Below are 12,686 nucleotides of genomic sequence, written 5' to 3'. Positions count from 1 at the left end.
TCCCCGGACCGAGGTCCACTCGTTCGAGTGACCGAATGTTCCACGGTGGTCGTGCGGGATGTGCTGATAGGACAGGTGACCTGCGGTTACGCCTGTCCGCGCACGCCCTTGGCGAGTTCCCCGGCGAGCGCGCGGACCGCCTCCAGGCCGGTCGCGTCGTCGGGTGCGTCCAGCATCCGCTTCACGAAGGCCGAGCCGACGATGACGCCGTCGGCGAAGCCGGCGACCTCGGCGGCCTGGGTCGCGTCCGAGACGCCGAGTCCGACGCACACGGGCAGCGCGGAGCCGGCGGCGCGGGTGCGCTCGACCAGGTCCTGGGCCTGTGCGCCGACCGACTCGCGGGTGCCGGTGACGCCCATCAGCGAGGCGGCGTAGACGAAGCCGCTGCCCGCCGCGGTGATCCGGGCGAGCCGCTCGTCCTTGCTGCTGGGGGCGACGACGAAGACGGTCGCGAGGCCGTGCTTCTCGGCGTGCTCCCGCCACAGGGCGGACTCCTGCACCGGCAGGTCGGGCAGGATGCAGCCCGCGCCGCCCGCCTCGGCCAGCTCGGCCGTGAAGCGCTCGACGCCGTAGCGGTCGATGGGGTTCCAGTACGTCATGACGAGCACGGGCTTGCCGGTGGCCGCGTGGGCCTCCTTGACCGTGCGCATGACGTCCGCGATCTTGACGCCGCCGCGCAGGGCGATGTCGTCGGCGGTCTGGATGACCGGTCCGTCCAGGACGGGGTCGCTGTGCGGCAGACCGACCTCGACGACGTCGGCCCCGCCGTCGAAGACGGCCTTGATCGCCTCGATGCCGCCGTCCACGGTCGGGAACCCGGCGGGGAGGTAGGCGATGAGCGCGGCCCGGCCCTCCGCCTTGGCGGCGGCGAGCGTGTCCGCCAGCAGCTGGATGTTGCCGCTCACTTGGCGTCCCCCTCGATCTCGGCGGTGTCGGCTTCGTTGGCGGCCACCTCGGCGTCGGTGTCGTAGAGGCCGAAGTAGCGCGCGGCGGTGTCCATGTCCTTGTCGCCGCGCCCCGACAGGTTGACGACGATCAGGCCGTCCCTGCCCAGCTCCTTGCCGACGTCCAGGGCGCCGGCGAGGGCGTGGGCGCTCTCGATGGCCGGGATGATGCCCTCGGTGCGTGACAGCAGGCGCAGGGCCTGCATGGCGGCGTCGTCGGTGACCGCGCGGTACTCACCGCGGCCGGAGTCCTTGAGGTAGGAGTGCTCGGGGCCGATGCCCGGGTAGTCCAGACCGGCCGAGATCGAGTACGGCTCGGTGATCTGGCCCTCCTCGTCCTGCAGGACGTAGGACCGGGAGCCGTGCAGGATGCCGGGCTCGCCGGCGGTCAGGGTGGCCGCGTGCTCGCCGGTCTCGATGCCGTGGCCCGCCGGCTCGCAGCCGATCAGGCGGACGCCGGCGTCGGGGATGAAGGCGTGGAAGAGGCCGATGGCGTTGGAGCCGCCGCCGACGCAGGCGATCGCCGCGTCGGGCAGGCGTCCGGCGCGCTCCAGGATCTGGCGGCGGGCCTCGACGCCGATCACCCGGTGGAAGTCGCGCACCATGGCCGGGAAGGGATGGGGCCCGGCGACGGTGCCGAAGAGGTAGTGCGTGCGGTCGACGTTGGCGACCCAGTCGCGGAACGCCTCGTTGATGGCGTCCTTCAGGGTGCGGCTGCCGGACTTCACGGCGACCACCTCGGCGCCGAGCATGCGCATGCGGGCCACGTTGAGGGCCTGGCGCTGGGTGTCGATCTCGCCCATGTAGATGGTGCAGTCGAGGCCGAAGAGCGCGCAGGCGGTGGCCGTCGCGACGCCGTGCTGGCCGGCGCCGGTCTCGGCGATGACCCGGGTCTTGCCCATGCGCCTGGTGAGCAGGGCCTGGCCGAGGACGTTGTTGATCTTGTGGGAGCCGGTGTGGTTGAGGTCCTCGCGCTTGAGGAACACCCGGGCGCCACCGGCGTGTTCGGCGAACCTGGGCACCTCGGTGAGGGAGCTGGGGCGGCCGGTGTAGTGGACGAGCAGGTCGTCGAGCTCGCGGGCGAACTCGGGGTCGGCCTTCGCCTTGTCGTACTCGACGGCGACCTCGTCCACGGCGGCGACGAGCGCCTCCGGGATGAACTTGCCGCCGAACGCGCCGAAGTAGCCCTCGGCGCTGGGCACCTGGCCGGTGGGATCGGGGATGAAGAACTCGCTGGGCATACGGATACCTCGCAGGGGCCGGTGGCCCCGGGTCGCTGGGCTTGGGGTACGGGTACGCGTGCGCCGGCCTCGCCGGTGTTCTCCCACCCGCCCGGCCCCGCCTGTCGGCAGGGCCCGGACAAGCACCCTCCCGGGCTACCGGGCTCCGCCCACCGCACGACTTCCGCCGGCGGACCGGCGGACCGAGCCACGATCCGGCCAGGTCACCGCCGGCCGGCCGGCCACCGGTCGTCCCGGGGTCCGTGTCCGATCGACGGTCGCCGACCCGGCGGGGCCGTTCTGCGATCGGCGACCCGACGGGGCGCGGTCCTTGACCGGCCGCTCCGGTCGAGCGGTCACGAACCCGGTGGGCCGTTCTCCGGGCGACCGGCTCACGACCCCGTGGGGACCGCATCCGATCGGCCGTGTCACGAACCCGGTGGGTCGCTCTCCGGTCGGCCGCGCACGACCCCGAAGGGGCCGCGTCCGGACAAGGATCCCGTGGGGCGCTCCCGACGGCCGAGCCGTGGGCCGGACCGGGCGCGAGCCCGCAGGGCCACCCGCGTCGCGGACCCGGGTGGGTCACCGCTCGGCGGGCCGAGCAGCGAGCCGTCGCGGGCCGGAAAGCCGGTGGGTGGGCGAGGGCCGAGGGGCCGGAGCCCCGGGTCGGCCCGGGTGGGGCGAGGGTGGGGGTCAGCCGAGGGCCGGAAGAATACGGCCGCTCAGCCGGCGCACACGGCGGGACGCCATCGCATGCCGTTCACCTGGCCGGGCTCGTCGCCGATCACATAGCGGACCCGCCGCCCGTGCACCCGTCGCGCGGGGGCACGGCAGCCGCGGGGCCGGCAGCCGCGGGCGAGGCGGGCATACGGGTCCCGCGTCGCCGGGGTGATCGGAAGCATCATCGGCACCAAGCCTACCGAAGGATCAGCCCCGGCCGTGCCGGAGCGCGGGGTGCTCGCCCGCGGCGACCAGGTCGGAGACGGCGGCCTTGGGGTCGCGTCCGGTGACGAGGGACTCGCCCACCAGGACCGCGTCCGCACCGGCGTTGGCGTAGGCGATCAGGTCGTGCGGTCCGCGGACACCGGACTCGGCGACCCGCACGAGGTGGTCGGGGATCTCCGGGGCGACCCGCTCGAAGGTGCCGCGGTCGACCTCCAGCGTCTTGAGGTTGCGCGCGTTCACACCGATGATCTTGGCGCCCGCGTCCACGGCCCGCTCGACCTCGTCCTCGTCGTGCACCTCGACGAGCGGGGTGAGCCCGATGGACACGGCCCGCTCGATCAGCGACTCCAGGGCCGGCTGGTCGAGGGCGGCCACGATCAGCAGCGCGAGGTCGGCGCCGTACGCCCGGGCCTCCCACAGCTGGTAGGACGTGACGATGAAGTCCTTGCGCAGGACCGGGATGTCCACGCGCGCGCGGACGGCCTCCAGATCGTCCAGCGAGCCGCCGAAGCGGCGCTGTTCGGTGAGGACGGAGATGACGGCCGCGCCGCCCGCCTCGTAGTCCGCGGCCAGCCCGGCCGGGTCGGCGATCGCGGCCAGCGCGCCCTTGGAGGGGCTCGAGCGCTTGACCTCGCAGATCACCTTCACGCCGTCGCCCTTGAGCGCGGCCACCCCGTCCTTGGCGGCGGGGGCCTTGGCCGCGCGCTCCTTGAGCTCGTCGAGGCTGACGCGTGCCTGCCGCTCCGCGAGGTCGGCACGGACTCCGTCGATGATCTCGTCGAGCACACTCACGCGAGCGGCCCCCTTCCGGACGGTGGTTCCTTCAGGTTCTGAAAACCTCTGGTCACTGCGATGGTATCCGCAGGAACGGGGTGGCCTCGCATCCGGCGGACGGCGGTCCCACTACCTGGACATTTCACCCCGTGACCGCCCGGCGGGCCACCGGGCGGACCGCGCGGCGGCCCGACCGTCGGGGCCGTCTCACGGACGCAGCCACGCTCCGGCCGGCAGGTTCCGCAGCACGGTGAACGCCAGCAGCAGGGTGCCGATCGCCCACAGGTGCGCCGGGCCGAGGGCCGGCCGCAGTGGCCGGTCGCGTGCCGCCCGGACCACCCAGACGGCCCACAGCACGGCGAAGCCCACGTAGGCGACGACACCGGCCGCGTTGTCGTGCAGGGCGGTGCCGAGGTCGCCGTGGACGAAGGCGTGCGCGCTGCGCAGTCCGCCGCAGCCGGGGCAGTAGAGACCGGTGAGCCGGAAGAGGGGACAGACCGGGTAGTGGCCGGGCTCGTTGGGGTCGACCGCGCCCACGTAGGCGAAGGCCCCGGCGACGGCCGTGAACAGCCCGGCCGGAACGGCGAGCCGCCGCCATGCCGGGGCGGGCGGGACGGGGTGCGGAGCCGGGGCGGGGACCGGGCGGCTGTCGGCGTTCACGTCGGCATTCTGCCCCGCCGGCCCCGGCACGCGCGCGTGCGAAGCGGCCGCCCGGCCGGTCGTACGGCCCTCGGCCCCGGGCGGCCCGGCACACGACGAGGGGCGGCCCGCACCCTTCCGGATGCCGGGCCGCCCCTCGTGGCAGGCCTTGGGGGCTCAGCCCTCGACGCCGGCCGGCTCGCGGGTCGCGACGGGAGCCTTCTGGGGAAGGGTGTGCGCCTCCTTGGGCATGCCCAGACCCATGGCGCGCATGACGCCGCCGACGACACCGCCGAGGGCGATGATCACCATGCCGGCCCAGAAGCCGAGCGGCTGGGCCATCACCATGAAGGCGCCCGCGACGCAGAAACCGATGAAAGCGATAGTGACACCGGTCCAGGCGGCCGGGGTGTGACCGTGGCTGCTGCCCGCCATGACTTGCTCCTCGTTGCTGTGTACGTGTCGTACTACGTGTCCGTACGGTTCCGAGCCCGCCCGTCACTTCCGAGCCGGACGCTCTCCTCCATTGTCCCGTACGGGCGCGGCTGCCGGACGCGGGGGTGGCGTCTGGTTCGCCACATTCCCGGGCGGCCCGACCGTGGGGTCGCTCAGGCGCCCGTGGGGTCCTCGCCGCGGTCCAGGGCCTTCCAGATCTCCTCGGGGCGCTCCGGGTCGGCCGGGCGGGCGGTGCGGCGCGGGCGGTCGGTACCGCGCTCGTAGCGGCCGGACATGGCGGGCCAGCGGCTGCCGAAGCGCAGCGCGAGCAGGCCGGCGAGCAGGATCAGGGCACCGCCGACGGCCGCGACGTAGGGCCAGCCGGTGTGGCTGAGGGCGGCGACCGTGGCGGAGGTGTCGCCGCTGGCCTGGGCCGCCTTCTCGTCCAGCACGGAGGCGTCGGAGGCGGACATGAGGGCGGCGGCCACGATGCCGGCTCCGGACAGCGCGAGCAGGGCGGAGACGAGGAGGCGGCCGGCCCTGCGGACGGCGAAGACGGCGACGAGCGCGGCGAGGCCCACTATGGCGAGGGCCGCGGGGACGCCGGTGACGTCGCTGCCCTTCACGGTCAGCGGGAACGCGCCGCCGGCCACCGTCGCGGTGCCCTCCGCCCAGCGCTGCCGGGTCGCGAGCAGCGCCACGGCCGCGCCGAGGGCACCGAACAGGAGGGCCGCGGCGAGGCTCCGCCGGCCGGACCGGGTGGGAGCGGCGGCTTCGGAACGGGGGTGGGGAACAGCAGTCACGTAGTCCACTATCGCCTGAACCCCGGGCGAACCGTCACCCGGGGTTCCATGAGATGCGCCCTACTCGGCGGAACCGAGCCGTCCGTCCAGGCGGTTGGCGGTGTGCACGGCACGCAGGACCGCCGCCGCCTTGTTGCGGCACTCCTGGTCCTCGGCCACCGGGTCGGAGTCGGCGACGATGCCGGCACCGGCCTGTACGTAGGCCGTGCCGTCCCGCAGCAGGGCGGTGCGGATGGCGATCGCGGTGTCGGAGTCGCCGGCGAAGTCGAGGTAGCCGACGCAGCCGCCGTACAGGCCGCGGCGGGAGGGCTCCAGTTCGTCGATGATCTGCATCGCGCGCGGCTTGGGGGCGCCGGAGAGGGTGCCCGCGGGGAAGCACGCGGTGAGCACGTCGAAGGCCGTACGGCCCTCGGCCACCTGGCCGGTGACGGTCGAGACGATGTGCATGACGTGCGAGTAGCGCTCGATGGACATGAAGTCGACGACCTCGACCGAACCCGGCTCGCAGACGCGCCCGAGGTCGTTGCGGCCGAGGTCCACCAGCATCAGGTGCTCGGCACGCTCCTTGGGGTCGGCGAGGAGTTCGTCGGCGAGGGCCTGGTCCTCCTGCGGGGTGGCGCCGCGGTGCCGGGTGCCGGCGATGGGGTGGACCATGGCCCGCCCGTCCTCGACCTTGACCAGGGCCTCCGGGGAGGAGCCGACGACGTCGAACCCGTCGAAGCGGAAGAGGTACATGTACGGCGAGGGGTTGGTCGCCCGCAGCACCCGGTAGACGTCGAGGGCGCTCGCCGTGCAGGGCGTCTCGAACCGCTGGGAGGGCACGACCTGGAAGGCCTCGCCGGCCCGGATGCGCTCCTTGACGTCCTCGACGGCCCGCCGGAAGTCCGGGCCGCCCCACAGCGCGGTGTACTCGGGCAGCTCGGAGGGCGGCAGGACGGCCGGGGGCTGGGCCACCGCGCGCGTGAGGTCGGCCTCCATGGCGTCGAGACGGGCCACGGCGTCCGCCCAGGCCTCGTCGACGCCGGTGTCCAGGTCGTTGTGGTTGATCGCGTTGGCGATCAGCAGGACCGAGCCCTCCCAGTGGTCCATCACGGCGAGGTCGCTGGTCAGGAGCATGGTCAGCTCGGGCAGCCGCAGATCGTCGCGCTCGCCGGGGCCGATCTTCTCCAGGCGGCGGACGATGTCGTAGCCGAGGTAGCCGACCATGCCGCCGGTGAAGGGCGGCATGCCCTCCTGGTGGGGGGTGTGCAGGGTCTGGATGGTGGCCCGCAGGGCGGCGAGCGGGTCGCCGTCGACGGGGACGCCGACCGGCGGGTCGCCGAGCCAGTGCGTCCGCCCGTCGCGCACGGTGAGCGTGGCCGCCGAGCGGACGCCCACGAAGGAGTACCGGGACCAGGAGCGGCCGTTCTCCGCGGACTCCAGCAGGAAGGTGCCGGGGCGCTCGGCGGCGAGCTTGCGGTAGAGCGCGACCGGGGTGTCGCCGTCGGCGAGGAGCTTGCGCGTGACCGGGATGACGCGCCGGTCGGTGGCGAGCTTGCGGAAGGTCTCGAGGTCCATGGCCGTCGACCTTACTGACCGGTGCGGTCGGGGCCGGAATCGGCGTCCTTGAGCAGGACGTCCTCGTCGAAGCAGGTGCGCGCGCCGGTGTGGCAGGCGGCGCCCACCTGGTCGACCTTGACCAGCACGGTGTCGGCGTCGCAGTCCAGCGCGACCGACTTCACCCACTGGAAGTGGCCGGAGGTGTCGCCCTTGACCCAGTACTCCCCGCGGCTGCGGGACCAGTAGGTGCAGCGGCCGGTGGTGAGGGTGCGGTGCAGCGCCTCGTCGTCCATCCAGCCCAGCATCAGCACCTCACCGGTGTCGTACTGCTGGGCGATGGCGGGGACGAGGCCGTCGGCGCTGCGCTTGAGGCGGGCGGCGATCTCCGGGTCGAGGCCGCTGGGCGGGGGCGTGCTGGTCATGGGTGCCATTGTGCCGCGCGGGAGGGGTGGTGACCGTCCGTGTCCACTGGGCGGACCCTGCGCGCGGTCGTAGGCTGAGTCCATGTCGACCTTCGCCAAGCGTGAACGGCTCCTGCTCGCCGACCTCTTGGAAACCGTCGGTCCGGACGCCCAGACCCTCTGCGAGGGCTGGCGGACCCGGGACCTGGCCGCGCACGTGATCGTGCGTGAGCGCCGTCCGGACGCGGCGGGCGGCGCGCTGATCAAGCCGCTCGCGTCGCGCCTGGAGAAGGTGATGGCGGAGTACACCGCGAAGCCGTACGAGGAGCTGATCCAGCTGATCCGTACCGGCCCGCCCCGCTTCTCACCCTTTCAGCTCAAGCAGGTGGACGAGGCGGCGAACGTCGTCGAGTTCTACGTCCACACGGAGGACGTGCGCCGTGCCCAGCCGGACTGGGGCCGGCGGGAGCTGGACACGGTGTTCCAGGACACGCTGTGGTCCCGGCTGGAGCGCATGGCGCGGCTGATGGGCCGGGGCGTGCCGACGGGTCTGGTGCTGCGCCGTCCGGACGGCCAGACGGTGGTGGCGCACCGCGGCGCGCCGGTGGTCACGGTGACGGGTGAGCCGTCGGAGCTGCTGATGTTCGCCTACGGCCGGCAGGACGCGGCCGCGGTGGAGGTGGAGGGCGACGCGGAGGCGATCGAGACCCTGCACGAGTCCCGGCAGCTCGGCATCTGAGGGGGCACCTCCCGTGATCAAGGTCGCGATGACCCACGTGTACGTCGACGACGTGGCCAGGGCGCACGCCTTCTACACGGACGTCCTCGGCTTCGAGACGCGCGTCCACATGGATCTCGGCAACGACACGCTGTTCGTCACGGTCGGGGCGCCGCAGGGGGCCCAGCCGGATCTGCAGCTGCTGCTGGAGCCCGGCCAGGGGCCCGTCGCGGAGCCGTACCGCAGGGCGGTGTACGAGGCGGGTCTGCCGTGCATCGTCTTCTCGGTGGACGACCTGGCGGCCGAGTACGCCCGGCTGACCGGCCTCGGTGTGCGGTTCGCGCACGAGCCGCAGGAGCAGGGTCCGGTGCTGGCGGCGGTGCTCGACGACACGGTGGGCAATCTCGTGCAGCTGGTCCAGCCGAAAGGCTGACGGTCAGCCGGGCAGTTCCGCGCGGCGCAGGCCGGGGACGGCGAGGGCGACGACCCCGCCGAGACCGCAGACGACCGCGCTGACGACGTAGACCGGGCCGAGGCCCCACGTCCCGATCGCGGCGGCCGCGAACGGCATGCTCAGCGGGGCGAGGCCGAGGCTGACCAGTCCGGCGACGGCGGTGACCCGGCCGAGGTAGGCGGGGTCGGCGCAGGTCTGCAGCAGGGCGCCGCACAGGGCGCCGCTGAGCCCGGCGAGCAGGCCCACGAGCGCGGCCACGGCGACGGCGCCGGCGAGGGCGGGGACGAACCCGAGGGCGCCGATGGCCACCGAACCGGCCGTGCAGGCGCAGCCGATGACGACGCCCGCGCGCGGCACCCGGCCGCGCACCGCCAGCAGCAGCGCGGCGGCGCCCGCGCCGACCCCGAAACCGGCGAGGACCCAGCCCATGCCGGAGGCTCCCCAGCCGCGCCGGTCGGCGAGCAGGGTGAGACCGACGTTGAGCGGGCCGACGAAGCCGAAGTCGCCGAGGGCGATGGCCAGCATCAGCGGGGCGAGGACGCGGTGGTGGCGGATGTACCGCAGGCCGGCCGCGAGATCGTCCCGGGCGGTGGTGCCGCCCGCGCGGGGCGTGTCGTCCGCGGGCAGGTCGCGGACGCGGACGGAGATCAGCAGCGGCACGGAGACGGCGATGAGCAGCCCGGCCAGGGCGAACGCGGCGGACGCCCCGCCGACGGCCACGCCGAGCCCGCCGAGCGGGGCGCCGAGCACGTTGGAGAAGCGGATGGCGAGACCGCGCATGCCCTGGACCCGGGCGAGCTGGCCCTTGCCGGTGAGGCGGGCCGGGAGGGCGCCGACGGCGGGCATGAACACCGCGTCGACCGTGCCGAAGACCAGGGCCAGCAGGGCGAGCGGCCACAGTCCGGGGCTGGTGAGGAACAGCAGGGCGGCCACGGCGAGGACGGCCGCGCAGCGGACGGCGTCGCTGCCGATGACGACCCGGCGGGGGCCGAGCCGGTCGGCGATCACTCCGCCGCCGAGCATCAGCACGGCCCGGGGCAGCGCGCTGGCGGACATCACGAGTCCGGCCTGGGCCGGGGAGCCCGCCTGGACGGCGGCCCAGGACAGGGCCAGGTAGTAGACGCCGTCGCCGAGCATGGAGGAGGTGTAGGCGGCGAGCCAGCGCAGCACGTTCGGGTCGCGGTGGGCGGGCGCGTCGGCCGCGGCGGCGGCGGGCGCGGGTATCAGGGTGTCGGTCACCGGGGGTCCCTTGTCAGACGCGGAACGGAAATCCGTACACGTGCAGCGCGACGTGCTCGCGCCCTTCGGTGTCGCCGGCGGCCTCGCGGGCCCGCCCCTGCTCGTCGTAGCGCCTGAGCAGGTCGTGCAGGTCCTTCTTCAGCTCGCCCAGTTCCTCGGCGGTGAGCCGGAGCAGGGACTCGGAGTCGTGGGCGGCCTCGTTCCACTCCGCGCCCCAGTGGGCGCGGGCGTCCAGGTATCCGCGGTACATCTCGGCCCGCTGGTCCAGGAACATGCGGGAGGCGGCGAGGTGTGCGGCCGCCTTCTCGGGGGCGTCGCGGAAGTCCTCGTCGCGGATGGAGACCGTCTCGGACGAGGGCTGCCACCAGCGTTCGCGGCCGTCCGCGCGTTGCGGGTCGGCGGCCTCGATCAGTCCGTGCTCGGCGAGCTTGCGCAGGTGGTAGCTGACCAGGGAGACGGCCTCGTCGACCTGCTCGGCCAGCTGGGAGGCGGTGGCCGTCTCGGCGACGAACAGCAGCCGGTAGAGCTTCATGCGCAGCGGATGGGAGAGGGCCTTGAGGGTGCCCGTGTCCGTGATCCGCCGCTCTTCCCGACTCGCCATACCGCGACCCTAAATACGAAAGAGAAGTTGCACAACTTATTTTGCGCAACTTCTCTTTCGTTTTCGGCCGTTACACGAAGCGGTGCCGGGCCGACGGGATGTCAGCGCACGGGGTGCCCCGCCTCGCGGAGGGTCTGCTTCACCTCGCCGATCCGCAGGTCGCCGAAGTGGAACACCGACGCGGCCAGCACCGCGTCCGCGCCCGCCGTGACGGCCGGCGGGAAGTGCGCGAGGCTGCCCGCGCCGCCGGACGCGATCACCGGGACCGTGACGTGCTTGCGGACGGCCGCGATCATCTCCAGGTCGTAGCCGTCCTTGGTGCCGTCCGCGTCCATGGAGTTCAGCAGGATCTCCCCCGCACCCAGCTCGGCCGCCCGGTGCGCCCACTCGACGGCGTCGATGCCGGTCCCCCGGCGGCCGCCGTGGGTGGTCACCTCGAAGGATCCGGACTCGGTCCGGCGGGCGTCGACGGAGAGGACCAGCACCTGCCGGCCGAAGCGCTCCGCGATCTCGCGGATCAGCTCGGGACGGGCGATGGCCGCGGTGTTCACGCCCACCTTGTCGGCGCCGGCCCGCAGCAGCTTGTCCACGTCCTCGGCCGTGCGGACACCGCCGCCGACCGTCAGCGGGATGAACACCTGCTCCGCGGTGCGGCGGACCACGTCGTACGTCGTCTCCCGGTCGCCCGAGGAGGCGGTGATGTCCAGGAACGTCAGCTCGTCGGCGCCCTCGGCGTCGTACACCTTGGCCATCTCGACGGGGTCGCCCGCGTCGCGCAGGTTCTGGAAGTTGACGCCCTTGACGACGCGGCCGTTGTCCACGTCCAGGCAGGGGATGACTCGGATGGCCAGGGTCATGCCGTCACTCCTCGGAACGCCTCCACCTCGACCTCGACGACCAGGCTGGGGTCCACGAAGCCGGAGACGATGATCATGGACGCGGCGGGCCGGACGGCGTCGAACAGCTCCTTGTGGGCGCGGCCGACCTCGTCGACGTCACGGGCGTGCGTGAGGTACATGCGCGTGCGCACGACGTCGTCACGGCCGAGCCCCAGCTGCCCGAGCGCCCCCAGGGCGACCTTGAACGCGTTGACCGCCTGCTCGTACGGGCCGCCCCCGGCGATCTGCCCGTCCACGATGGACGTGCAGCCCGAGACCAGGACCAGGCCGTTCGGCAGCTCCACCGCGCGGGAGTAGCCAAACTGCTCCTCCCAGGGCGCGCCGGTGGACACGCGTCGGACGTCGCTCACTCGGCCACCGCCTCCAGGGCCTCTTCCAGGGTGAACGCCTTCGCGTACAGGGCCTTGCCGACGATGGAGCCCTCGACGCCGAGGGGAACAAGACCGGCGATGGCGCGCAGGTCGTCCAGGGACGACACACCGCCGGAGGCCACGACCGGGCGGTCGGTGACCGCGCAGACGTTCCTCAGCAGCTCCAGGTTCGGGCCCTGGAGGGTGCCGTCCTTGGCGATGTCGGTGACGACGTAGCGGGCGCAGCCCTCCTTGTCGAGGCGCGCAAGCGTCTCGTAGAGGTCGCCGCCGTCGCGGGTCCAGCCGCGGCCGCGCAGGGTCGTGCCGCGCACGTCCAGGCCGACCGCGATCTTGTCGCCGTGCTCGGCGATGACCTTGGCGACCCACTCGGGGGTCTCCAGGGCCGCGGTGCCCAGGTTGACCCGGGTGCAGCCGGTGGCGAGGGCGGCGGCGAGGGTGTCGTCGTCGCGGATGCCGCCGGACAGCTCCACCTTGATGTCCATCGCGCGCGCGACCTCGGCGATCAGCTCCCGGTTGTCACCGGTGCCGAACGCGGCGTCCAGGTCGACCAGGTGCAGCCACTCGGCGCCCGAGCGCTGCCAGGCGAGGGCGGCCTCCAGCGGCGAGCCGTAGGAGGTCTCGGTCCCGGACTCGCCGTGGACGAGTCGCACGGCCTGGCCGTCGCGGACGTCGACGGCGGGGAGGAGTTCGAGCTTGGCCATGGT

Annotated in this window: 16 protein-coding genes; 2 read left to right on the top strand and 14 right to left on the bottom strand. The window is 73.6% G+C overall.

Annotation, left to right across the window (positions count from 1 at the left end; all coding sequences use genetic code 11):
* Positions 1-86 precede the first annotated feature (86 nt).
* The 9 genes from trpA to hisI form a co-directional block, all read right to left on the bottom strand.
* A complete protein-coding gene (trpA, locus tag ACF08B_RS16115) occupies positions 87-905 on the bottom strand; it encodes a tryptophan synthase subunit alpha (RefSeq protein ID WP_093478439.1) in 819 nt (272 codons plus the stop codon).
* Positions 902-2,185 carry a tryptophan synthase subunit beta gene (gene trpB, locus ACF08B_RS16110; RefSeq protein WP_392317905.1) on the bottom strand — a complete coding sequence of 428 codons (1,284 nt, stop codon included), beginning with the start codon at positions 2,183-2,185 and terminating at the stop codon, positions 902-904. Before trpB ends, trpA begins: the two co-directional genes overlap by 4 nt.
* Positions 2,186-2,886: 701 nt before the next feature.
* Positions 2,887-3,069, bottom strand: a complete 183-nt coding sequence (gene trpM, locus ACF08B_RS16105) for a tryptophan biosynthesis modulator TrpM (protein ID WP_073894086.1) — start codon at positions 3,067-3,069, stop codon at positions 2,887-2,889.
* Between the two features lie 22 nt (positions 3,070-3,091).
* Positions 3,092-3,901: an indole-3-glycerol phosphate synthase TrpC gene (gene trpC, locus ACF08B_RS16100; protein WP_392317904.1), complete on the bottom strand. Its 810-nt coding sequence runs from the start codon at positions 3,899-3,901 to the stop codon at positions 3,092-3,094.
* A 189-nt stretch (positions 3,902-4,090) separates the two neighbouring features.
* On the bottom strand, positions 4,091-4,543 hold the full coding sequence (locus tag ACF08B_RS16095; RefSeq protein ID WP_093478434.1) for a DUF2752 domain-containing protein: 453 nt from the start codon (positions 4,541-4,543) through the stop codon (positions 4,091-4,093).
* A gap of 156 nt (positions 4,544-4,699) precedes the next feature.
* Entirely contained in the window at positions 4,700-4,957 is a 258-nt protein-coding gene (locus tag ACF08B_RS16090; RefSeq protein WP_392317903.1) for an HGxxPAAW family protein, read from the bottom strand.
* A 173-nt stretch (positions 4,958-5,130) separates the two neighbouring features.
* Complete coding sequence (locus ACF08B_RS16085; protein WP_392317902.1) at positions 5,131-5,769, bottom strand: TIGR02234 family membrane protein; 639 nt, start codon at positions 5,767-5,769, stop codon at positions 5,131-5,133.
* A gap of 51 nt (positions 5,770-5,820) precedes the next feature.
* On the bottom strand, positions 5,821-7,317 hold the full coding sequence (locus ACF08B_RS16080) for an anthranilate synthase component I (protein ID WP_392317901.1): 1,497 nt from the start codon (positions 7,315-7,317) through the stop codon (positions 5,821-5,823).
* Between the two features lie 11 nt (positions 7,318-7,328).
* Entirely contained in the window at positions 7,329-7,721 is a 393-nt protein-coding gene (hisI, locus tag ACF08B_RS16075) for a phosphoribosyl-AMP cyclohydrolase (protein ID WP_392317900.1), read from the bottom strand.
* Between the two features lie 82 nt (positions 7,722-7,803).
* On the opposite strand from hisI, the gene ACF08B_RS16070 reads away from it, so the two are divergent.
* Together ACF08B_RS16070 and ACF08B_RS16065 are read left to right on the top strand one after the other, a co-directional pair.
* Positions 7,804-8,439 carry a TIGR03085 family metal-binding protein gene (locus ACF08B_RS16070; protein ID WP_392317899.1) on the top strand — a complete coding sequence of 212 codons (636 nt, stop codon included), beginning with the start codon at positions 7,804-7,806 and terminating at the stop codon, positions 8,437-8,439.
* Positions 8,440-8,452: 13 nt separating this feature from the next.
* A complete protein-coding gene (locus ACF08B_RS16065; RefSeq protein ID WP_392317898.1) occupies positions 8,453-8,851 on the top strand; it encodes a VOC family protein in 399 nt (132 codons plus the stop codon).
* A 3-nt stretch (positions 8,852-8,854) separates the two neighbouring features.
* Here ACF08B_RS16065 and ACF08B_RS16060 read toward each other — a convergent pair whose 3' ends face one another.
* From ACF08B_RS16060 to priA, 5 genes are all read right to left on the bottom strand, one after another.
* Positions 8,855-10,111, bottom strand: a complete 1,257-nt coding sequence (locus ACF08B_RS16060) for an MFS transporter (protein ID WP_392317897.1) — start codon at positions 10,109-10,111, stop codon at positions 8,855-8,857.
* Positions 10,112-10,124: 13 nt separating this feature from the next.
* Complete coding sequence (locus ACF08B_RS16055) at positions 10,125-10,712, bottom strand: ArsR/SmtB family transcription factor (protein WP_392317896.1); 588 nt, start codon at positions 10,710-10,712, stop codon at positions 10,125-10,127.
* Positions 10,713-10,813: 101 nt separating this feature from the next.
* Entirely contained in the window at positions 10,814-11,569 is a 756-nt protein-coding gene (gene hisF / locus ACF08B_RS16050; protein ID WP_093478422.1) for an imidazole glycerol phosphate synthase subunit HisF, read from the bottom strand.
* On the bottom strand, positions 11,566-11,961 hold the full coding sequence (locus ACF08B_RS16045) for a RidA family protein (protein ID WP_392317895.1): 396 nt from the start codon (positions 11,959-11,961) through the stop codon (positions 11,566-11,568). Before ACF08B_RS16045 ends, hisF begins: the two co-directional genes overlap by 4 nt.
* Complete coding sequence (priA, locus tag ACF08B_RS16040) at positions 11,958-12,683, bottom strand: bifunctional 1-(5-phosphoribosyl)-5-((5-phosphoribosylamino)methylideneamino)imidazole-4-carboxamide isomerase/phosphoribosylanthranilate isomerase PriA (RefSeq protein WP_093478419.1); 726 nt, start codon at positions 12,681-12,683, stop codon at positions 11,958-11,960. The genes ACF08B_RS16045 and priA overlap by 4 nt, the downstream gene beginning before the upstream one ends.
* Between the last annotated feature and the right edge of the window lie 3 nt (positions 12,684-12,686).

The organism is Streptomyces sp. NPDC015139, assembly GCF_043079785.1.
GTDB lineage: Bacteria > Actinomycetota > Actinomycetes > Streptomycetales > Streptomycetaceae > Streptomyces > Streptomyces albidocamelliae.
Note: the sequence above shows the minus strand (reverse complement) of the source record. Positions and strands in the feature narration are given on the sequence as shown.

What these genes read in the sequence shown, in the direction of transcription:
- ACF08B_RS16055 (WP_392317896.1), bottom strand. Translation starts at nt 10,712, where the DNA reads ATGGCGAGTCGGGAAGAGCGGCGGATCACGGACACGGGCACCCTCAAG.
- ACF08B_RS16080 (WP_392317901.1), bottom strand. Translation starts at nt 7,317, where the DNA reads ATGGACCTCGAGACCTTCCGCAAGCTCGCCACCGACCGGCGCGTCATC.
- ACF08B_RS16070 (WP_392317899.1), top strand. Translation starts at nt 7,804, where the DNA reads ATGTCGACCTTCGCCAAGCGTGAACGGCTCCTGCTCGCCGACCTCTTG.
- trpB (WP_392317905.1), bottom strand. Translation starts at nt 2,185, where the DNA reads ATGCCCAGCGAGTTCTTCATCCCCGATCCCACCGGCCAGGTGCCCAGC.
- ACF08B_RS16090 (WP_392317903.1), bottom strand. Translation starts at nt 4,957, where the DNA reads ATGGCGGGCAGCAGCCACGGTCACACCCCGGCCGCCTGGACCGGTGTC.
- priA (WP_093478419.1), bottom strand. Translation starts at nt 12,683, where the DNA reads ATGGCCAAGCTCGAACTCCTCCCCGCCGTCGACGTCCGCGACGGCCAG.
- hisI (WP_392317900.1), bottom strand. Translation starts at nt 7,721, where the DNA reads ATGACCAGCACGCCCCCGCCCAGCGGCCTCGACCCGGAGATCGCCGCC.
- trpM (WP_073894086.1), bottom strand. Translation starts at nt 3,069, where the DNA reads ATGATGCTTCCGATCACCCCGGCGACGCGGGACCCGTATGCCCGCCTC.
- hisF (WP_093478422.1), bottom strand. Translation starts at nt 11,569, where the DNA reads ATGACCCTGGCCATCCGAGTCATCCCCTGCCTGGACGTGGACAACGGC.